The following is an 18,783-nucleotide window of genomic DNA, read 5'->3' on the forward strand; positions in this document are numbered from 1 at the left end:
GTGTACGGGTAGGGCCATGACGATTCCCGTGGACAGACTCACCGATCCCGCCGTGCGCGCCTTCGTCGCGGCCCTCAACGCCAACGACCGTGACGCGTTCTTCGCGGTCCTCACACCCGGCGCCACCATGTCCGACGACGGCTCCGACCGGGACGTCGAGGAGTGGACCGACAAGGAGATCTTCTCCTCGCGCGGCCACATGGAGATCGAGTCCGAGAAGGACGGCGGGCACGCCCTCGTCGCCCGCTACCGCAACGACACCTGGGGCGAGATGCGGACCGCCTGGAGGTTCCAGGTGCAGGACGGAAAGGTCACCCGCTTCGAGACCGGCCAGGCGTAGCCCCCTAGGGGGCGGGGGCCCTCCGAGGCCCCCTACCCCCGGCCGATGTACGGCATGGCCGTCGCCATCACCGTCGCGAACTGCACGTTCGCCTCCAGCGGCAGGGCCGCCATGTGCACCACCGTGGCCGCCACGTCCGCCGCGGCCATCACCGGCTCCGCCGCCAGCTCGCCGTTCGCCTGCAGGATCCCCGACTGCATCCGCGCCGTCATCTCCGTCGCCGCGTTGCCGATGTCGATCTGACCGCACGCGATCCGGTACGGGCGGCCGTCCAGCGAGAGCGACTTCGTCAGGCCCGTCATCGCGTGCTTGGTCGCCGTGTACGCGATCGAGTGCGGGCGCGGGACGTGCGCCGAGATCGAGCCGTTGTTGATGATGCGGCCGCCCTGCGGGGACTGCTCCTTCATCACCCGGAACGCCGCCTGGGCGCACAGGAACGAACCGGTCAGGTTCACGTCCACGACCGAGCGCCAGGTCTCGTAGGACAGGTCCTCGACCGGGGTCCCGCCGCCGGCGAACGTCCCCGCGTTGTTGAAGAGCAGGTCGACCCGGCCGAACCGGTCCCGTACCGACTCGAAGAGCCGCGTCACCTCCTCCGGTGACGTCACGTCCGTCGGGACGACGTACGCCGCGCCGGCCGCCGCCAGGGCGCCCGGCGTCTCCGCCGAAGCGCCCGCCGTCTCCTCCAGGGGTTCGCGCCGGCGGCCCGCGAGCGCCACCGACCAGCCCGCCCCGGCCAGGGCCAGGGCCACACCCCGGCCGATGCCCGATCCCGCTCCCGTCACCACAGCGATGCGCGACTCAGTGCTCATGGGCGCGCAGCGTACGTGAGATCGGTGCACAGGGAACTCATCTGTCCGACACGCGGATGTTCTGTACCCGACAACCCAGGGACGTCCCGCGCCACTCCAATGCCTGACGGACAACATCCTTCAGGGGAGGGGCGTATGACGTACGCACAGACACCCGAGCCGAACCACTCCGACGAACTCCGCTCCGCCGCCCGGCACTTCGGGCGCCGGGGCTTCCTCACCACCGCGGGCGCCGCCGCGGCGCTCGCCTTCGCGGTCCAGCTGCCCGCCGCCGGCACGGCGAGCGCCGCCGAGCTGAATCCGCGCCGCATCACCGAGGACCCGTTCACCCTGGGGGTGGCGTCCGGCGACCCGATGCCGGGCTCGGTCGTCCTCTGGACCCGGCTCGCGCCCCGCCCCTTCGACCCCGACAGCGGGTTGCCCCGGGAGCGCGTGACGGTCCACTGGGAGCTCGCCCACGACGAGCGCTTCGGCCGGACCGTCCGGCGCGGCCAGATCACCGCCCACCCCGAGTTCCAGCACAGCGTCCACGTCGAGATCGACCACCTCGACCCGGACCGGGTGTACTTCTACCGGTTCCGCGCCGGCGCCTGGACCAGCCCCGTCGGCCGTACCCGGACCGCGCCCGCCCCCGGCGCGCGCATAGCGGACCTCAAGCTCGCCGCCGTCTCCTGCCAGGCGTACCACGACGGCTACTTCACCGCCTACGGCCATCTCGCCCAGGAGGACCTCGACGTCGTCTTCCACCTCGGCGACTACCTCTACGAGTACGCCGTCAACGCCACCGGCGGCGCCCGCGCCTACACCGACCGGCGGCTGCCCGCCGTCTTCAACCGGGAGACCCTCACCCTGGAGGACTACCGGCTGCGGTACGCCCTCTACAAGTCCGACCCCGACCTGCGGGCGGCCCATGCCGCGCACCCCTTCGTGGTCACCTGGGACGACCACGAGACCGAGAACAACTACGCGGGCGACACCCCCGAGAACGACGTGCCGCCCGAGGAGTTCCTGCTCCGCAGGGCCGCCGCCTACCGCGCCTACTGGGAGAACCAGCCGCTCCGCAGGGTTCAGCGGCCCGAAGGCCCGGACATGCGGCTCTACCGCCGCCTCCGCTTCGGCCGGCTCGCCCAGTTCGACATCCTCGACACCCGCCAGTACCGTTCCGACCAGGCGTACGGCGACGGCTGGCGGGTCCCCGGGCCCGAGTCCGAGGACCCGAGCCGCACCATGACCGGCGCCACGCAGGAGCGCTGGCTGCTCGACGGCTGGCGCGATTCGCGCGCGCTGTGGAACGTCGTCCCGCAGCAGGTCGTCTTCGCCGAGCGGCGCGACGTGCCGACCGACGCCTTCAAGCTCTCCATGGACTCCTGGGACGGCTACCCGGCCTCCCGGCAGCGGATCCTGGACGGCGCGGCGGCGGCCGGCATCGAGAACCTGATGGTGCTCACCGGCGACGTCCACGTCGGCTACGGCCTCGACATCAAGGCCGACCACCGCGACCCGTCCTCGCGCACCCTCGGCACCGAGATCGTCGCCACCTCCATCGCCAGCGGCAAGGACGGCGCCGACCGCCCCGCCAACTACGGCAACCTCACCGCCGCCAACCCGCACCTGAAGTTCTACAACGGGCGGCGCGGCTATGTGACGGTCGCGCTCGGCCGGGAGAGCGCCCGCGCCGACTTCCGTACGGTCCCGGCCGTGACGACCCCCGGCGCCCCGGTCGGCACGGCCGGGTCCTTCGTCACCGAGGCGGGCAACCCCGGGCTCACACCGGCGTGACCGACAGCTCCCCGGGATAGCGGACGCCGATGCGGTCACGTACCGCGTCGAGCGTCCGCATCACGGCGAGGGAACCGTCCAGCGGTACGAGCGGGGACTCCGTCAGGCCCGCCCGCAGACAGCGCGCGACCTCGGCCGCCTCCGGCAGCAGCGACTCCCGGTCGCCGTCGAGGACGAACTCCTCCGGCTCCCGGCCGTGGCGCCGCAGCGTGAAGCGGTCGGGGAAGAAGAAGCCGGCCGGGACGTCGATCCGGCCCGCCGATCCGGTCACCGACGCGGCCATCGGGGTGTCCGCCACGAGCGAGCAGGACAACAGGGCCGAGGCTCCCGAGGACCAGCCGAGGAGCATCCCGGTGTTCAGGTCCACGCCCTCGGGCGAGAGCAGCGCGTGGGCCTGGACCGAGTCGGGCTCGCCGAGCAGCAGCTGGGCGAAGGAGACCGGATAGACCCCGAGGTCCAGGAGCGCGCCGCCGCCGAGGGCGGGGTCGCGCAGCCGGTGGTCGGCGGCGAACGGGCCCGCGAGCCCGAAGTCCGCCTGCACCGTCCTGACCTCGCCGACCGCGCCGTCCACGACCAGCTCCCGCATGCGCCGGACCAGCGGGTTGCAGTACATCCACATGGCCTCCATCAGGAAGAGACCTCGGTCCCGGGCGAGGGCGGCCAACTCCTCCGCCTCGCGCGCGTTCAGGGTGAGAGCCTTCTCGCAGAGGACCGGCTTTCCGGCCTCCAGGGCGAGCCCGGCGGCCTCCCGGTGCGCGTGGTGCGGGGTTGCCACGTACACCACGTCGACGTCCGGATCGGCGACGAGCCCGGCCCAGTCTCCGTACGCCTTCGGTATCCCGAACCGGTCGGCGAAGGCCCGCGCCGACGCCTCCGTGCGGGAGGCCACGGCCACCACCTCGGCGTCGTCCGCCGCGCGCAGGTCCCCGGCGAACTTCGCCGCGATCCCACCCGTCGCCAGCACGCCCCACCGCACGGTCTTCCCCATGCCCCACCCCACGAAAGTCTCGGCCCGTTCCGACGAGCTGAGAGCATAGGGAAAGTTTCAACGAAATGGAGCAGTCGATGCCGGAGAGCGGCCAGCCCACGAAGCGGGGATCCAAGGCGCACATATCCGCCGGTCCCGCAGTCCCCGCGCGGCGGGCGAGCCTGCTCGTCACGCTCGTCCTCGGCGGTCTGACCGCGCTCCCGCCGCTGTCCATGGACATGTACCTGCCGGCGCTGCCGGAGGTCACCGAGATGCTGCGCTCGCCCGCGGCGACCGTGCAGCTGACGCTGACCGCCTGCCTCGCGGGCATGGCGCTCGGTCAGCTCGTGGTCGGCCCGATGAGCGACCGGTGGGGCCGCCGCAGACCGCTGCTCATCGGCATGCTCGTGTACGTCGCGGCCACCGCGGTCTGCGCCTTCGCCCCCACCGTCGAACTGCTCATCGGCTTCCGGCTGCTCCAGGGCCTGGCGGGCGCGGCCGGCATCGTGATCGCCCGGGCCGTCGTCCGCGACCTGTACGACGGCGTCGCGATGGCCCGCTTCTTCTCGACCCTGATGCTGATCTCCGGCGTCGCCCCGATCATCGCCCCGCTCATCGGCGGCCAGATCCTGCGCATCACCGACTGGCGCGGTGTCTTCCACGTCCTCGCCGTCATCGGTGTGCTCCTGACCCTGGTGGTCTGGAAGTGGCTGGAGGAGACGCTGCCGCCCGAGCGGCGCCACGAGGGCGGTGTCGGGGAGGCGCTGCGCACCATGCGCGGACTGCTCGCCGACCGCGTCTTCACCGGCTACATGCTGGCCGGCGGGCTCGCCTTCGCCGCGCTCTTCGCGTACATCTCGGCCTCCCCGTTCGTCGTGCAGGAGATCTACGGCGCCTCGCCGCAGACCTTCAGCCTCCTCTTCGGCCTCAACTCCGTCGGTCTCGTCGCCGTCGGGCAGATCAACGGCAAGCTGCTCGTCGGCCGGGTCAGCCTCGACAAGGCGCTGGGCTGGGGTCTCTGCGTGATCCTGCTCGCCTCGGTGGCGCTGCTGCTCATGACGAGCGGGGTCTTCGGGGAGCCGGGGCTCGCGCCGGTGGCCGCCGGGCTCTTCGTCCTGATGTCGGCGATGGGCCTGGCGATGCCCAACACCAACGCGCAGGCGCTGATGCGCACCCCGAACGCGGCGGGCTCCGCCTCCGCCCTGCTGGGCACCTCCTCGTTCCTCATCGGGGCGGTCGCCTCGCCGCTCGTCGGCATCGCGGGCGAGGCCACGGCCGTGCCGATGGCCGTGGTGCAGCTGGTGTGCGCGGCCGGGGCGCTCGCCTGCTTCCTGGGGATGTGCCGGCCGTGGCGCCCCCGGGAGGCCGCCTAAAATGTGGAGGTGAACGCCTCCCCCTCCCTCCCCTCCGGCGACGAGCTGCGCGCCGCGCTCGCCGGACTGCTCGCCGGGCTGCCGCCGCGTCAGGCGACGCAGGCCGTCGACCGGCTGATCGCCAACTACCGGGGAACCACCCCGACCGACGCCCCCGTGCTGCGGGACCGCTCCGACGTCGCCGCCTACGCCGCGTACCGGATGCCGGCGACGTTCGAGGCGGTACGGGCGACGCTCGGCGCCCTGCGGGACGCGGTCCCCGACTGGGAGCCGGCCACGCACACCGACATCGGCGGCGGCACCGGAGCGGCGGGCTGGGCGGTCGCCGAGGCCTGGGACGGCGCCGCGCGCACGACCGTGCTCGACTGGGCAGAGCCCGCGCTCGCCCTCGGCGAGGAGCTGGCCGACGGGGTCTTCGACGCGGAGTGGCGGCGGGCCCGGATCAGCGGGGCGCTGCGCCTCGACGCCACGGACCTGGTGACCGTCAGCTATGTCCTGAAGGAGCTGACCGAGGCCGACCGCCGCGCGGTCGTGACCGAGGCGGCGCGGGTGGCGCAGGCGGTCGTGATCGTCGAGCCGGGCACCCCCGACGGCTACGAGCGGATCATCGCGGCGCGCTCCCTCCTCGTGGAGGCCGGCTTCACCGTGGCCGCGCCGTGCCCGCACAGCGGGACGTGCCCGATCGAGCCGGGCAGGGACTGGTGCCACTTCGCGGCCCGGGTGAGCAGGTCGTCGCTGCACCGGCAGGTGAAGGGCGGCTCGCTGCCGTACGAGGACGAGAAGTTCGCCTACGTGGCGGCGACCCGGTTCCCCGTCCTGCCCGCGGCGTCCCGGATCACCCGGAAGCCCCAGATCCGCAAGGGCCAGGTCCTGCTTGACCTCTGCGGTCCGGAGGAGACCGGCCTTGCGCGCGAGACGGTCACCAAGCGGCACGGTGCGCTCTACAAGGCGGCGCGCGACGCGGAGTGGGGCGACCCCTGGCCCCCGGAGCCCCCCGAGCCCTCGGAGTAGGGCCCGGGAGGCGGGGGCAGGGCCCGGGAGGCAGGGGCCCGGGCAGGGGCCGCCCCCCGGGCAGGGGCCGCCCCCGGGCAGGGGCCGCCCCCGGGCTCAGCCCTGGGCGGGGCGCAGCTCCTGGGTGCAGCACTTCACGCTGCCGCCGCCCTTGAGCAGTTCCGACAGGTCCATGCCGAGGGGCTCGAAGCCCCGGTCACGGAGGGGTTCGAAGAGCCCCACCGCCGCTTGCGGCAGCAGCACGTGGTGACCGTCGCTCACCGCGTTCAGGCCGAGCGTCGCCGCGTCCTCCTCCGTCGCGAGCAGGGCGTCGGGGTAGAGCCTGGCCAGCACCTCCCGGCTGCCGGGGGAGAAGGCGCCGGGGTAGTACATGATCTCGTCGCGCGCCGGGTCCAGGACGCAGAGCGCCGTGTCCAGGTGGTAGTACCGCGGGTCCACCAGCTCCAGGCCGATCACCGGGCGACCGAAGAACTCCTGCGCCTCCAGGTGCGAGAGCGGGGTGGAGCGGAAGCCCCGGCCGGCCAGGATCCAGGACGAGGTGACGGCGAAGTCGCCCTCGGCCTCGTTCACGTGCTCCGGCACGCGGACCTCCACGTAACCGTTTCCGCGGAACCAGTCCAGATGCGCCTTCTCCTCCTCCGTACGTTCCGGATGGGCGAACTTCGCGCCGAGCACGCGGCCGTCCACCACGGTTGCGCCGTTCGCCGTGAAGACCATGTCGGGCAGGCCCGGGACCGGGTCGAGCAGTTCCACGGTGTGGCCGAGCGCGCGGTACCTGGCCGTCAGGTCCTCCCACTGGGCGAGGGCGAGCGGCAGGTCGACCGGCTTGGTGGGGTCCATCCAGGGGTTGATGGAGTACGTCACCTCGAAGTGCGTGGGTGGGCACATCAGATAACGGCGGGGCGAGGCCTCGCGCGGGGTCTGGCGCAAAGAGAGCTCCTCACGGACGGAAGAACAGTCGTCGGACGGAGCCCATGGTCCGCCCTCGAACGGCTCCGCGCAGTGGACCGTTCGGGTGGTTCACCGAACGTTCGGTCCGGGTATCGGAAAGCGCAGGCGAGACGCGTCGTCTCGCCTGCTGTTAGATTGGTGCCATGCCCGACACGAAGAGCCCTGCCGCCAAGGGCCCCGACGCCACCCGTCGCAGCGAGCGCTCCCGCCGCGCCATCTACGAGGCCGCCCTCGCGCTCGTCTCCGAGACCGGCTACGCCAGGACGACCGTCGAGGGCATCGCCGCCCGCGCCGGGGTCGGCAAGCAGACCATCTACCGCTGGTGGCCCTCCAAGGCCGCCGTCCTCCTCGAGGCCTTCCTCGACCTCGCCGCCCAGGCCAACGAGGAACTGGGGGGCGACGCCGACAGTGAGATCCCCGACACCGGGGACCTCGCCGCCGACCTCAAATATGTGCTCCGCGCCACGGTCGACGAGCTGAACAACCCCACCTACGACGCCCCCTCCCGCGCCCTGGCCGCCGAGGGCGTCGTCAACCCCGAGCTCGGCGCCCAGTTCGTCGAGAAACTCCTCGAACCCCAGCTCCAGTACTACGTACGCCGCATCGAGGCCGCCCAGGCCGCCGGCGACATCGACCCCGACGTGGACCCGCGCATCGCCCTCGAACTCCTCGTCGGCCCCCTGAACCACCGCTGGCTGCACCGCACCCTGCCCCTCACCCACGCCTACGCCGACACCCTCGTCGACTACGCGCTGCGCGGGCTCGCGCCCAGGGCGTAACCCCGTTACGTACCCCGGTTGGGGACTCCGGTCACCTGGAGCACCGGAAGATGCGACGATGGGCAGAGCCGAACGGGCGAGGACAGGTGTGAGGGGATAGATGGGCGACGGTATCGGCCGCTACCGCGGCACGGAGAGCAGGCTTCCGCAGTGGCTGCGCAGGCGGCCCAAACGCACCGCGGCCGAGGACGAGAACCGCCGCGAGAACCTGCTCCTTGCCACCGCCGCCGCCGGACTGCCCCTCGCTCCCGCCGCGTACCCCGTCGGCTACCGCTGTTCCTGCGAGCGCATCGGCTGTCCCACCCCCGCCCGGCACCCCGTCTCCTTCGCCTGGCAGACCCAGTCCACGACCGACCGCGGCCAGATCGAGCGCTGGGCCCGGAACGAGCCCGAGGCGAACTTCGTCACGGCCACCGGCATGGTCCACGACGTCCTCGACGTCCCCCTGGAGGCCGGGCGGGCGGCCCTGGAGCGGCTCCTCGACCAGGGCGTGGAGGTCGGACCGGTCGCCGAGTCCGCCGACAGCGCGGGCGACGGCGGCCGGATGCTCTTCTTCACCGCCACCCGCGGCACCCCCGAGGACGAGGACGAGTGGTGGCCCTGCGAGCTGGACTGCCATCCGGAGACCATGGACGAGCACCCGGGGCTGCGCTGGCACTGTCGCGGCAGCTATGTGCTCGTACCGCCGGCCCGGCTCATCGGTGACGAGGAGGAGCGGCCCGGAGTCAGCTGGGTCCGCGGCCCCGAGCACCCGCTGCCGGACCCGCTGAACCTCCTGGAGACGCTGACCGACGCCTGCGCCCGGCACGCGGCCGAGCAGGGGGACCAGCACACCGGGCACGAGGTGGCCTGGCCGCTCGGCCGCCGCTGAACCGGAGCGGCCGTGCACCGGACGGGTCCTGCGGGCTCTCCGCGTGCTTCGAGCCCCGCCCCACGCACCACGCCGCGCGACGAGCCTCTCGCGCCCGGCGAAGCCCTTCGCGCCCGGCGAAGCCCTTCGCGCCCTACGAGCCCTTCGCGCCCGTGACGCCCTGGAGTCGGCCCGCGACCGTGACGCCGTCCGCGTCCGTGCCCGCCGGCTTCACCAGCACCGTCTGGCTCGACACCCACTCCTTGGTGACGGTGTTCTTGACCTCGCCCGTCATCAGCGCCTTCACATCCGGATCGACCTTGGGCCGGTAGCCCTTGGCCGCCGTCTGCTGCTCGAAGTACCGCGTCGCGAAGAAGACCAGCGCCCCGCCGTCCTCGGTCGCGAGGGCCAGCGGCGCGAAGTCCCCGGCGTCGGTGACCTGGTCGGCGTACTGCGTCGCGAGCCCCAAGCGCTTGGCGCCCTTCTCCCGCTCCTCACGCCAGAGCGTGGTGTGCGGACCGGCGGCGAACTGGCCCCGCTCCCCGCCGCCGAGGAACGAGACGTAGTCCCGCCCCAGATCCTTGGGCGCGACGGCGAGCCCCGCGGAGTCCGCGGGAACCGCGACCCCGAAGCCGCCCTCGGTCTTGAACGCGGGGATCTCGTCCGGGGTCAGGATCGCCAGATAGGCGACCTCCCACAGCTGGTCGGCGCCGTTGCGCACGAAGACCAGGAGCCAGCGGTTGTCGCCCCGGCCCTCGTCGGCGTCCCGGTTGGAGTCGGTGTCCGCGAGGAACCAGCGCGGCCAGCCCGCCTTCTTGGGGAGGACGTACGTCGCGTCCGTCAGCTCCAGGGGCTGATGCTGCGGGTTTCCCCCGGGCGCCGTGATCGAACGGGACTTCAGACCCGCCTGGTTGATCGCCCCCAGCGCCCCGGTGACCCGGTCCGCGTCGAGCTTCGGGTCGTGCGCCTTGTCGGCTTCGTTGTAAGCGTCGGTGAAGTCCTTGAGGGCCTGCTCGGCCTCGGCCTTCGTCGCCGCCGGGACCAGCTCCCGCTCGCCGTGCACCGTCACGCAGCCGCTCGCCGTCAGCGCCATTATGGACGCCGCCGCCACCGCCACGAACACCCGGGACGGTCGTCCCGGCTCAGCGAGTGCCTTCGACGGTCCCCTCAGCCTTCTCATCGGTCGCCTTCTGCTCCTTCACCGGCACGGACGGACCCGACCCTACCGGGGCCAGGAACAGTGCGAGCGTCGGGACCAGATAGAGCACCCACACCGTGACCTGAAGGACCGTCGGATTGGGCTGGAAGTTGAAGACGCCCTTGAGGAGCGTCCCGTACCAGCTGTCCGGCGGGATCGTCGCCGAGATGTCGAAGGCCTTGTCCGCGAGACCGCCGAGGAAACGCGCCTCCTGGAGGTCGTGCACGCCGTACGCGAGGACGCCCGCCGCCACCACGACCAGCATGCCGCCGGTCCAGGTGAAGAACCGCGCCAGGTCGATCCTCAGCGCGCCCCGGTAGAAGAGCCAGCCGAGCAGCACCGCCGTCGCGATGCCGAGCAGCACCCCGATCAGCGGCGCGGACGTGCCGTCCGAGGAGGCCCGTACCGACGCCCAGACGAAGAGCGCCGTCTCCAGACCCTCGCGGCCCACCGCCAGGAACGCGGTGGCGACCAGGGCGCCCGTGCCCATTCGGAGCGCCGTGTCGAGCCTTCCGTGCAGCTCCGCCTTCAGATGGCGGGCCGTGCGCCGCATCCAGAAGACCATCCAGGTGACGAGCACCACCGCGAGGATGGAGAGCGAGCCGCCCAGCAGCTCCTGCGCCTCGAACGTCAGCTCCCGGGAGCCGAATTCGAGGCCGGCGCCGAAGGCGAGCGCGATCCCGGCCGCCGCGCCGATGCCGATCCAGATCGGCTTCAGGGCGTCGCGGCGCCCGGTCTTCACCAGGTACGCGACGAGGATGCAGACGACCAGACTGGCTTCCAGGCCTTCGCGCAGGCCGATGAGGTAGTTGCCGAACACGTCGGTCCCTTCCCGTCTAGGAGAACAGCGCCCGGCCCCACCAGTCGTCCTTGTCGCGGACGCCCGGCGGGACGGCGAACAGCGCCGAACCCACGTGCTGGATGTACTCGTTGAGGACGTCCGCGCGGGCCAGCGAGGTCTGCACCGGCACGAAGCCGGTACGGACGTCCCGCTGGTACGCGAGGAAGAACAGGCCCGCCTCCAGGCGGCCCAGGCCGTCCGTGCCGTCGGTGAAGGAGTAGCCGCGGCGCAGGATGGTGGCCCCGTTGTTGCTGTCGGGGTGCGCGAGGCGGACGTGCGCCTCCGGCTTCATGGCCTTCAGGAACGGCTCGTCGTGCTCCCTGGCCTTGCCGACGGGCGCGCCCTCCTTCTTGTCGCGGCCGAAGATGTCCTCCTGCTCGGCCAGCGGGGTGCGGTCCCAGGTCTCGACGTTCATCCGGATCCGGCGGGCGACGAGGTAGGAGCCGCCCGTCATCCAGGAGGCCTGCCCCGGAGCGTCCTTCGCGGCGACCCAGACGTGCTTGTCGAGCCCGGCGGTGTCGGTGCCCGCGATGTTGCGGGTGCCGTCCTTGAAGCCGAAGAGGTTCCGCGGGGTCTGCGCGTCGGGGGTGGTGGAGGACGTCTTGCCGAAGCCGAGCTGCGACCAGCGGACCGCGACCCGGCCGAAGCCGATCCTGGCCAGGTTGCGGATCGCGTGCACGGCCACCTGCGGGTCGTCGGCGCAGGCCTGGACGCAGAGGTCGCCGCCGCTGCGGGCCGGGTCCAGGTTGTCGCCGGGGAACCTGGGCAGGTCGATCAGGGCGCCGGGCCGCCGGTCCTTCAGGCCGAAGCGGCCGTCGAAGAGGGAGGGCCCGAAGCCGATGGTGAGGGTGAGCCTGGACGGCTTGAGGCCGAGTGCCTCGCCGGTGTCGTCCGGCGGAGCCTCCGGCAGGCCGCCGTAGGCGCCCTCGCCGACCTCGTGACCGGCCGTCATCCGCTCGGCGGCGCGCGTCCACTCCTTCAGGAGCCGCACCAGCTCGGCGCGGTCGTCCGTCTTCACGTCGAAGGCGGCGAAGTGCAGCCGGTCCTGGACGGCCGTGGCGATCCCGGCCTGGTGGGCGCCGTGGAACGGCACGGCCGAACCGCCGTCGGCCACGGGGACGGAGGCGTCCCCGGTACGGGCGAGGGCGACGGCGCCGCCGGCCGCGGCGGCGCCGAGCGCGAGCCCGGCACCGCCCCAGCCGAGGACCGTGCGCCGCGAGGCCGGGGTGCGCCCCGCCTCCGTGTTCTTCTCCTGCGCGTCGGACATGTCGGCGTCCCTTACTTCACGACGGCGGCGGCGAGCTTGGAGAGCGGCTCGGCCAGCGCGTTGACGCCGTCCGACAGCTCCTTGCGCTCGGCCTTGCCGACCTTGTCGTACGAGGTGAAGACGTAGCTCGCCTTGTCCGCGCGGTACTTGTCCAGGAGCGTGTTCAGCGCCGCGAACTGCTTGTCGAGCTCGGCGACGAGCGCCGGGTCGTTCTTCGAGGCGACCGGCTTGAGCAGCTCGAAGGACTTCTGCGCGCCCTCGACGTTCGCCTTGAAGTCGACCAGGTCGGTGTGGGAGTAACGCTCCTCCTCGCCCGTGACCTTGCCGGTGGCGACCTCGTCCAGGAGCTCCTTGGCGCCGTTGGCCATCGAGGTCGGGGTGATGTCGGCCTTGCCGACCCGCTTCACCCAGTCCGCGAGGTCCTTGTCGAGGGTGTCGGCGAGCTGCTTCTCGCGGTCGCCGATCTTGTTGTCCTGCCAGAGGGCCTTCTCCAGGCGGTGCCAGCCGGTCCAGTCCTTCGCCGGGTCCTGGCCCTCTTCGAGACCGTCCTCGCGGACGTCGACCTTCGGGTCGATGTCGCCGAAGGACTCGGCGACGGGCTCGGTGCGCTCCCAGCCGATGCGCGAGTCGGCGTACGCCTTCTTCGCGGCCTCGACGTCACCCGCGCGCACGGCGTCGGTGAAGACCTTCACCTTCGGCAGGGTGCCGTCGGCCTGCGCCTGCACGTACTGGCGGTAGGCGGCGACGGCGGCGTCCATCTCGGGCGAGCGCTTGGCGGCGGCCGCGCCACCGGTGACGGTGACCTTCTGGCGGATGCCGTCGCCGGTCATACCCGGCTTGCAGGCGATCTCGTACTCACCGGCCTTGACCTCGGCGGTGATGGTGGCCTTGGTGCCGGGGCCGATGTTCTCGCGCTCGGTCACGATCCGGTCGTCCGGGTAGAGGACGTAGACCTCGGTGACCTTCGTGCCGCGGTTCTCGACGGCGAGCTTCACGTGCCCGGCGGGGAACTCCTTCGTGGAGACCTCGCAGGAGTCGTCCTTGGCGACGACCTGGACGGCGCCGTCGCCGCCCTTGGCGTCGCTCTTCTCGGCGCAGCCCGTGACGGCGGTCAGGGCCGCCACGGTGGCGGCGGCGGTGACGACGGAGAGACGGACGGCGCGCATACGGGCTCCAGGAAGGGACGGTGTCGAGGGAAAGGCGGGCCTAACTTAACCGAGGCTTACCTCACCCGATACGGGGCGTCCAGTGATTCGTCTCTCACGTTTCCGCCCCGCTCACGAAGGGATCACGGAGCGCCCAACGGCGCCCCATGGCAGGGTCAACCGCAGGTCAAGGAGATGGATTTGTCCGTTTCGATGTCTCCGGCGCCGGGAGCGGCCCCGCGCCGGGGAACGACGAGCGGTACCCCGGTCCTCGGGCGCGGGAGGACCTCCAGCGGCTGCCGGTACACCCGGCTCGGGAGACCCTCCTCGAAGGTCCCGGCCGGCACCCTCCTCGCCACCGCCGGAGCCACCGCCACCGCCCTCGCGGGCGCGGCCGTCGTCTTCGCCGTCCGCCGCCGCACGACGGAGTCCTGACCCTCCGGCAGCGCCACCCCCGGCCAGGGCCGCACCCCGACATCACGGGTGCGGCCCTGCCGCCTGCCCGGCTAGCGTGCGGGGCATGCGACTGTTCCGCGAGAGTCCCTCAGGGCCCGTGTACCGCGTCGAGGGCCGGCCCGAACCGGCCTCGCTGCGTTGGGAGATGACGGACGGCCGCAGGACGCTGCTGCGCCAGTCGGGGCGTCCCGTCCTGCTCGCCCGCGTCGACGAGGACCGGGGCGGGGTCACGCTCCACCGGCGCGACGGCTACCGCTCGCCCCTGCCGCCGGTACGGGCCGACGAGTCCCGCCTGCTGCCCGACTGGCAGCGCCGGTACGCCGAGTGGCTGGCCGCCTCCGACGCCGGCCCTCTGTACCCGGGGCGGTGGATGGTCCGCAGGAGTGCGGCGTTCCCGCCGTATGTCTGGGGTGAGGACTTCGTGACCGAGTGGCCGGGCGGCCACCTGGACTGGGGGCGGAACGGCTGGAACGGCGTCGTCCCCGCACGGAGGCTGTCCGCCCCGGACGCGCCTCGCGTCAAGGCGTACCGCAGGCAGGCCAGGGAGGGCACGCTCGCCCCCGTACTGCTCTGGTGGATCACGGCCCTCGACGGATGGCTGCTCCTGGACGGGCACGACCGCGCCGTCGCGGCCCTCGCCGAGGACCGTGCGCCGCACGCCGTCGTCCTGGCGGCGGCGGAGGACGACGCCACGCTGGCCGAACGCTACGCGGCGCTCCCCGCGTACGAGGAGGCGGTGCGCACGCGAGTGCTCCGGGGCCCGGACCCCGAGCGGCAGCGCGCGGCCTGGCTGCGCGGTCTCGCCGACCACGTCACGTCCATCCCGTTCGAAGAGGCCCGTACCCGTGCCTGGCCGATTCCCGGGGGAGCGGCGGAATGGGACGCGTGGATGCTTGAATTCCGCCATGAACACGACCGCGACGACTAGCGCCACCGACCTCGACGTCCTGCGCGTCTTCTGCGCCGGCGACGGCCGGTACGGCAACGCCCTGGGTGTCGTACGGGACGGGCGCACGCGTCCCGACGAGGCGTCCCGGCAGGCGCTCGCCAAGGAGCTCGGGTTCAGCGAGACCGTCTTCGTCGACGATCCCGAGCGGGGCGTCGTCGACATCTACACGCCCGGGACGCGGCTGCCGTTCGCCGGTCACCCGCTGGTCGGGACCGCCTGGCTGCTCGACCTGGAGGTCGTGCGCCCGCCCGTCGGCGAGGTGTGGGTGCGCGGGGACGGGGAGTTCACCTGGATCGAGGCGCGGGCCGAGTGGGCCCCGCCGCGCACCCTGCGCCGGTACGGCTCCGCCGCCGAGGTCGACGCCCTCGGCGTGCCCGAGCCGGGGGCCTGGATCTACGCCTGGGCCTGGGAGGACGAGGCCGCCGGGCGGGTCAGGGCGCGCGGGTTCCCCGGGCGGGGCGACGGCATCGACGAGGACGAGGCGACGGGCGCCGCGGCACTGCTGCTCACGGCCGAGCTCGGCCGCGCGCTGAACATCACGCAGGGCCGGGGGTCGCAGATCCTCACGGCCCCCGGTCCCGACGGAGTGATCGAGCTGGGCGGGCGGGTCCGCCTCGAACGGACCCTCACCCTCTGAGCCTCACCCGCTCAGGCGCTCACGCGCTGAGCGGGAACTCGACGCCCAGCTCGCGGAAGACCGCCCCGTTGAAGTCGAACGCGCGCTTGCACTCGTCGATGATCCGCTGCTTCTCCAGGTCGTCGGCGTTCACCCCGTCGAGCAGCTCCCGGTACCCGCGCTTGAACGCCGCCGGGTTCGCGATCTCCTCGAACACGTAGAAGCGGACGCCGTCGCCCTTGCGCGCGAAGCCCCACGTCCGCTCCGCCTTGTCGCGGATGATCTGGCCTCCGGAGAGGTCCCCGAGGTAGCGCGTGTAGTGGTGCGCCACGTAGCCGGCGGGCCATTCCCGCGCGCACTCCGCCACCCGCGCCGCGTACGCGGCCGTGGCGGGCAGCGGGGTGAGCCCCTCGCGCCAGTCCGGCCCCCGCAGATGGGCGAGGTCCTGCTCCAGCGCGGCCGTGCGGAAGAGCTCCGGCTGTATGAAGGGCCCGGCGACCGGGTCGTCCTTCAGCGCCTCGGCACCCTCCTCCAGCGCGCGGTACACGAACCACAGCTGCTCCGTGTACCGCGTGTAGGCGTCCACCGCGAGGCGCCCGCCGAGGAGGTCGCTCATGAAGGTCGACGTCTCGGCCTCGGTGTGCTGCTCGTGAGAGGCCGTGCGGATGAGCGTCGAGAAGGGCGTGTCCAAGGCGTGCCTCCGGGCCGATGGGGACGGGAACCTGCTGCGATCCTGCTGCTTAGGCTTACCTAAGTCAACTGGTTCCCGACGTCCTGTCGGTAAATGACTACCCCCGGAGCGGGTCAGGGCAACGTGAGAATCTCGGCCCCGGTCTCCGTCACGACGAGCGTGTGCTCGAACTGCGCCGTCCGCTTCCGGTCCTTGGTCACGACCGTCCAGCCGTCGTCCCACATGTCGTACTCGTGCGTGCCCAGCGTCAGCATCGGCTCGATGGTGAACGTCATACCGGGCTGGATGACCGTGGTGGCGTGCGGGGAGTCGTAATGCGGGATGATCAGCCCGGAATGGAAGGACGAGTTGATGCCGTGCCCGGTGAAGTCGCGCACCACGCCGTAGCCGAACCGCTTGGCGTAGGACTCGATGACCCGGCCGATGATGTTGATCTGCCGGCCCGGCTTGACCGCCTTGATGGCCCGGTTCAGGGACTCGCGGGTGCGCTCGACGAGCAGCCGGGACTCGTCGTCCACGTCCCCGCACAGATAGGTGGCGTTGTTGTCGCCGTGGACCCCGTTGATGTACGCCGTGACGTCCAGGTTCACGATGTCGCCGTCGTTCAGGACGGTCGAGTCGGGGATTCCGTGGCAGATGACCTCGTTGACCGAGGAGCAGAGCGACTTCGGGAAGCCGCGGTAGCCGAGGGTGGAGGGGTACGCTCCGTGATCGCACATGAACTCGTGGGCGACCCGGTCCAGCTCGTCCGTGGTGACACCCGGCGCGATGTGCTTGGCGGCCTCCTCCATCGCCTGCGCGGCGATGCGGCCGGCGATCCGCATCCGCTCGACGGTGTCGGAATCCTGCACCTCGGGCCCCGTGTACGGGGTGGGTGCGGGCTTCCCGACGTACTCGGGACGGCGGATGGCTCCCGGAACGGAGCGGTGGGGGGAGAGCTCCCCCGGTACGAGCAGCGACTGGCCAGACATGTCAGTGAGTCTAACGACCGCGTCTGGGGCAGCATGGCCTCAGAGGAAGGAGCCGACGATGGCCCTGTTCAAGAAGCGCACGGTGGGCAAACCGGGCGAGTGGTACTACTGCCTGGAGCACAAGAAGGTCGAGGAGGGCCCGGAGTGCCCGTCGAAGAACCGTTTCGGACCGTACGCCACCCGTGAGGAGGCGTCCCACGCGATGCAGACCGCGCGGGACCGCAACGAGGAGTGGGAGACGGACCCGAAGTGGCACGACGCCCCGAAGCAGGGCGAGACCCCGGACTAGGGCCTGACCCGAGAGGCGGGCCCTGGCGCCCTCGGACCGGGCCCCGGAACAGCATCGGCTCCGGCCGCATCCGCCGTCAGGCGGCCGGGGCCCCGGTCCCGGCCCCCCGCGCACCAGGTGCCCCCTCCGCCTCCTGTGCCCCGTGCGCCCCCTGCGCCTCGCGCGCCTCCCGTTCCGCCTGCGCGGTCCTGTGGCGCAGCGCGTCCTCGTCCGTCTCGGAGTCGTACCGGAGGAGCTTGGGCAGGGCCAGGCAGAGCAGCCCCACCGAGGCCACGCACGCCACACCGCCGGACCAGATCGCCGCGCGCGTCCCCGTCCAGCCCGCCATGGCACCCGCCCGGACCTGGCCCAGCTGCGGACCCACGCTGTAGGAGAGCACCTCGATGCCGGCGAGCCGGCCGCGCAGCTCCTCCGGGATCGTCTGGTTCCAGATCGTGGCGCGGCCCAGACCGCTCGCCATGTCGCCGGCGCCCGCGAAGGCCAGGCAGAGCAGCACCAGCCAGATGTTCGAGAACCAGCCCGCGGCGGCGATCGCCAGCCCCCAGGCGGTGGCCCCGCACACGACCAGCCACCCGTGCCGGCGGATCCGCGAGGTCCAGCCGCTGGTCAGGCCGAGGACGAGCGAACCGACCGAGCCCGCCGCGTACATCAGGCCCAGCGACCAGTCGGCGTCCAGCTCGTCCGCGAGGAACGGGAAGATCGTGTTCGGGAACGCGAAGAACATCGCCGCCAGATCGATCGCGTACGTCCCGAGGAGCACCGGCCGTGACCAGGCGTAGCGCGCGCCCTGCGCGATGCCGCGCAGCGAGGGCCTGTCGGCGTCGTGCGCGGGCGGCGCGGGGGAGAGCCGCAGACACAGCAGTACGGAGACGAGGAAACCGGCGATCGTCACGGAATAGGCCGGAGCGTGCCCCGCGTACGCCACGAGCAGACCCGCCAGGGCGGGGCCCGCGATCGTGCCCATCTGCCAGCGCAGCGAGTTGAGAGCCGCCGCGGCGGTCTGCATGTCGTGCGGCACGATCCGGGCCAGCAGCGAGTCCAGGGCCGGGCGCTGAAGTCCGGCGAGCGCGGAGACACCGGCGGCGACGACGTACAGCGGCCAGAGCATCGGCTCGGGCAGAGCCGAGTTCAGGAGCAGCAGCAGGGCGAGCAGCGCGAGCCCGGACTCGGTGGCGACGAGGACCTTGCGCCGGTCGACGGCGTCGGCGAGCGCGCCGCCGTAGAGTCCGAAGACGATCAGGGGGACCAGCTCGACCGCGCCCATCGCGCCGACGGCGAGCGGAGAGCCGGTCAGATCCTTGATCTGCAACGGCAGCGCGATCATCGCCACCGCGCTGGAGAAGAAGGCGACGAGCCCCTGGACCCAGAGGAGCCGGAAGTCGCGGGAGGAGCGCCAGGGCGCGAGATCGGGCAGTACAGCGGAGAGCTTCGAGGTCACGAGGTGCCATGCTCCGATCGCCGCGACGCGCCCGGCAACCGAATTACGGCGACCGGGGCC

Annotated in this window: 20 protein-coding genes; 10 read left to right on the plus strand and 10 right to left on the minus strand. The window is 72.3% G+C overall.

Going from position 1 to position 18,783, the window contains the following annotated elements; all coding sequences use genetic code 11:
* Window positions 1-16: 16 nt before the first annotated feature.
* The gene (locus ACF1G2_RS09225; protein ID WP_391797675.1) at window positions 17-340 is read left to right on the plus strand and encodes a nuclear transport factor 2 family protein; all 324 of its coding nucleotides are present in this window, start codon (window positions 17-19) and stop codon (window positions 338-340) included.
* 32 nt (window positions 341-372) lie between these two features.
* On the opposite strand, the gene ACF1G2_RS09230 is transcribed toward ACF1G2_RS09225, so the two are convergent.
* Window positions 373-1,152, minus strand: coding sequence for an SDR family oxidoreductase (locus ACF1G2_RS09230; protein WP_391797676.1), 780 nt, complete (start codon window positions 1,150-1,152; stop codon window positions 373-375).
* A 135-nt stretch (window positions 1,153-1,287) separates the two neighbouring features.
* Between ACF1G2_RS09230 and ACF1G2_RS09235 the strand changes: the two genes are divergently transcribed.
* Window positions 1,288-2,931: an alkaline phosphatase D family protein gene (locus ACF1G2_RS09235; RefSeq protein ID WP_391797677.1), complete on the plus strand. Its 1,644-nt coding sequence runs from the start codon at window positions 1,288-1,290 to the stop codon at window positions 2,929-2,931.
* Here the strand turns inward: ACF1G2_RS09235 and ACF1G2_RS09240 are convergent.
* Window positions 2,918-3,919 carry a Gfo/Idh/MocA family protein gene (locus ACF1G2_RS09240; protein ID WP_391797678.1) on the minus strand — a complete coding sequence of 334 codons (1,002 nt, stop codon included), beginning with the start codon at window positions 3,917-3,919 and terminating at the stop codon, window positions 2,918-2,920. The genes ACF1G2_RS09235 and ACF1G2_RS09240 overlap by 14 nt on opposite strands.
* 77 nt (window positions 3,920-3,996) lie before the next feature.
* On the opposite strand from ACF1G2_RS09240, the gene ACF1G2_RS09245 reads away from it, so the two are divergent.
* Window positions 3,997-5,271, plus strand: a complete 1,275-nt coding sequence (locus tag ACF1G2_RS09245; RefSeq protein WP_391797679.1) for a Bcr/CflA family multidrug efflux MFS transporter — start codon at window positions 3,997-3,999, stop codon at window positions 5,269-5,271.
* Between the two features lie 9 nt (window positions 5,272-5,280).
* On the plus strand, window positions 5,281-6,282 hold the full coding sequence (locus tag ACF1G2_RS09250) for a small ribosomal subunit Rsm22 family protein (RefSeq protein WP_391797680.1): 1,002 nt from the start codon (window positions 5,281-5,283) through the stop codon (window positions 6,280-6,282).
* A gap of 96 nt (window positions 6,283-6,378) precedes the next feature.
* On the opposite strand, the gene ddaH is transcribed toward ACF1G2_RS09250, so the two are convergent.
* On the minus strand, window positions 6,379-7,212 hold the full coding sequence (gene ddaH, locus ACF1G2_RS09255; protein WP_391797681.1) for a dimethylargininase: 834 nt from the start codon (window positions 7,210-7,212) through the stop codon (window positions 6,379-6,381).
* A 164-nt stretch (window positions 7,213-7,376) separates the two neighbouring features.
* Here ddaH and ACF1G2_RS09260 point away from each other — a divergent pair, with 164 nt between their 5' ends.
* Entirely contained in the window at window positions 7,377-8,012 is a 636-nt protein-coding gene (locus ACF1G2_RS09260) for a TetR/AcrR family transcriptional regulator (RefSeq protein WP_391797682.1), read from the plus strand.
* Window positions 8,013-8,112: 100 nt separating this feature from the next.
* Window positions 8,113-8,883, plus strand: coding sequence for a bifunctional DNA primase/polymerase (locus tag ACF1G2_RS09265; RefSeq protein WP_391797683.1), 771 nt, complete (start codon window positions 8,113-8,115; stop codon window positions 8,881-8,883).
* Window positions 8,884-9,016: 133 nt separating this feature from the next.
* On the opposite strand, the gene ACF1G2_RS09270 is transcribed toward ACF1G2_RS09265, so the two are convergent.
* The 4 genes from ACF1G2_RS09270 to efeO are packed head-to-tail and all read right to left on the minus strand — an operon-like array spanning window position 9,017 to window position 13,334.
* A complete protein-coding gene (locus tag ACF1G2_RS09270) occupies window positions 9,017-9,955 on the minus strand; it encodes a hypothetical protein (RefSeq protein WP_391797684.1) in 939 nt (312 codons plus the stop codon).
* 49 nt (window positions 9,956-10,004) lie between these two features.
* Window positions 10,005-10,880: an iron uptake transporter permease EfeU gene (efeU, locus tag ACF1G2_RS09275; protein ID WP_391797685.1), complete on the minus strand. Its 876-nt coding sequence runs from the start codon at window positions 10,878-10,880 to the stop codon at window positions 10,005-10,007.
* A 16-nt stretch (window positions 10,881-10,896) separates the two neighbouring features.
* Window positions 10,897-12,168 carry an iron uptake transporter deferrochelatase/peroxidase subunit gene (gene efeB, locus ACF1G2_RS09280; protein WP_391797686.1) on the minus strand — a complete coding sequence of 424 codons (1,272 nt, stop codon included), beginning with the start codon at window positions 12,166-12,168 and terminating at the stop codon, window positions 10,897-10,899.
* Window positions 12,169-12,179: 11 nt separating this feature from the next.
* Window positions 12,180-13,334 (minus strand): iron uptake system protein EfeO, encoded by a 1,155-nt coding sequence (efeO, locus tag ACF1G2_RS09285; protein WP_391797687.1) that lies wholly within the window; start codon window positions 13,332-13,334, stop codon window positions 12,180-12,182.
* A gap of 180 nt (window positions 13,335-13,514) precedes the next feature.
* Between efeO and ACF1G2_RS09290 the strand changes: the two genes are divergently transcribed.
* The 3 genes from ACF1G2_RS09290 to ACF1G2_RS09300 all read left to right on the plus strand — a co-directional run bounded on the left by ACF1G2_RS09290 (window position 13,515) and on the right by ACF1G2_RS09300 (window position 15,355).
* Window positions 13,515-13,748 carry a hypothetical protein gene (locus tag ACF1G2_RS09290; protein ID WP_391797688.1) on the plus strand — a complete coding sequence of 78 codons (234 nt, stop codon included), beginning with the start codon at window positions 13,515-13,517 and terminating at the stop codon, window positions 13,746-13,748.
* 85 nt (window positions 13,749-13,833) lie between these two features.
* Window positions 13,834-14,697, plus strand: coding sequence for a hypothetical protein (locus tag ACF1G2_RS09295; RefSeq protein ID WP_391797689.1), 864 nt, complete (start codon window positions 13,834-13,836; stop codon window positions 14,695-14,697).
* Window positions 14,675-15,355 carry a PhzF family phenazine biosynthesis protein gene (locus ACF1G2_RS09300; protein ID WP_391797690.1) on the plus strand — a complete coding sequence of 227 codons (681 nt, stop codon included), beginning with the start codon at window positions 14,675-14,677 and terminating at the stop codon, window positions 15,353-15,355. Before ACF1G2_RS09295 ends, ACF1G2_RS09300 begins: the two co-directional genes overlap by 23 nt.
* 19 nt (window positions 15,356-15,374) lie before the next feature.
* Here ACF1G2_RS09300 and ACF1G2_RS09305 read toward each other — a convergent pair whose 3' ends face one another.
* Both ACF1G2_RS09305 and map read right to left on the minus strand, forming a co-directional pair.
* Window positions 15,375-16,025: a heme oxygenase (biliverdin-producing) gene (locus ACF1G2_RS09305; RefSeq protein WP_391797691.1), complete on the minus strand. Its 651-nt coding sequence runs from the start codon at window positions 16,023-16,025 to the stop codon at window positions 15,375-15,377.
* A gap of 113 nt (window positions 16,026-16,138) precedes the next feature.
* Window positions 16,139-16,996: a type I methionyl aminopeptidase gene (map, locus tag ACF1G2_RS09310; protein ID WP_391797692.1), complete on the minus strand. Its 858-nt coding sequence runs from the start codon at window positions 16,994-16,996 to the stop codon at window positions 16,139-16,141.
* A 58-nt stretch (window positions 16,997-17,054) separates the two neighbouring features.
* Between map and ACF1G2_RS09315 the strand changes: the two genes are divergently transcribed.
* Window positions 17,055-17,285 (plus strand): hypothetical protein, encoded by a 231-nt coding sequence (locus ACF1G2_RS09315; protein WP_391797693.1) that lies wholly within the window; start codon window positions 17,055-17,057, stop codon window positions 17,283-17,285.
* Window positions 17,286-17,361: 76 nt separating this feature from the next.
* Here ACF1G2_RS09315 and ACF1G2_RS09320 read toward each other — a convergent pair whose 3' ends face one another.
* Entirely contained in the window at window positions 17,362-18,723 is a 1,362-nt protein-coding gene (locus ACF1G2_RS09320; protein WP_391797694.1) for an MFS transporter, read from the minus strand.
* Window positions 18,724-18,783: the final 60 nt, after the last annotated feature.

The organism is Streptomyces sp. NPDC013457 (assembly GCF_043089925.1).
Taxonomy (GTDB): Bacteria; Actinomycetota; Actinomycetes; order Streptomycetales; family Streptomycetaceae; genus Streptomyces.

Coding starts and splice junctions, on each gene's coding strand:
- ACF1G2_RS09260 (WP_391797682.1), top strand. CDS start 7,377: ATGCCCGACACGAAGAGCCCTGCCGCCAAGGGCCCCGACGCCACCCGT.
- map (WP_391797692.1), bottom strand. CDS start 16,996: ATGTCTGGCCAGTCGCTGCTCGTACCGGGGGAGCTCTCCCCCCACCGC.
- ACF1G2_RS09300 (WP_391797690.1), top strand. CDS start 14,675: ATGAACACGACCGCGACGACTAGCGCCACCGACCTCGACGTCCTGCGC.
- ACF1G2_RS09240 (WP_391797678.1), bottom strand. CDS start 3,919: ATGGGGAAGACCGTGCGGTGGGGCGTGCTGGCGACGGGTGGGATCGCG.
- ACF1G2_RS09225 (WP_391797675.1), top strand. CDS start 17: ATGACGATTCCCGTGGACAGACTCACCGATCCCGCCGTGCGCGCCTTC.
- ACF1G2_RS09295 (WP_391797689.1), top strand. CDS start 13,834: ATGCGACTGTTCCGCGAGAGTCCCTCAGGGCCCGTGTACCGCGTCGAG.
- efeB (WP_391797686.1), bottom strand. CDS start 12,168: ATGTCCGACGCGCAGGAGAAGAACACGGAGGCGGGGCGCACCCCGGCC.
- ACF1G2_RS09235 (WP_391797677.1), top strand. CDS start 1,288: ATGACGTACGCACAGACACCCGAGCCGAACCACTCCGACGAACTCCGC.
- ACF1G2_RS09265 (WP_391797683.1), top strand. CDS start 8,113: ATGGGCGACGGTATCGGCCGCTACCGCGGCACGGAGAGCAGGCTTCCG.
- efeO (WP_391797687.1), bottom strand. CDS start 13,334: ATGCGCGCCGTCCGTCTCTCCGTCGTCACCGCCGCCGCCACCGTGGCG.
- ACF1G2_RS09315 (WP_391797693.1), top strand. CDS start 17,055: ATGGCCCTGTTCAAGAAGCGCACGGTGGGCAAACCGGGCGAGTGGTAC.
- ACF1G2_RS09230 (WP_391797676.1), bottom strand. CDS start 1,152: ATGAGCACTGAGTCGCGCATCGCTGTGGTGACGGGAGCGGGATCGGGC.
- ACF1G2_RS09245 (WP_391797679.1), top strand. CDS start 3,997: ATGCCGGAGAGCGGCCAGCCCACGAAGCGGGGATCCAAGGCGCACATA.
- ACF1G2_RS09270 (WP_391797684.1), bottom strand. CDS start 9,955: ATGGCGCTGACGGCGAGCGGCTGCGTGACGGTGCACGGCGAGCGGGAG.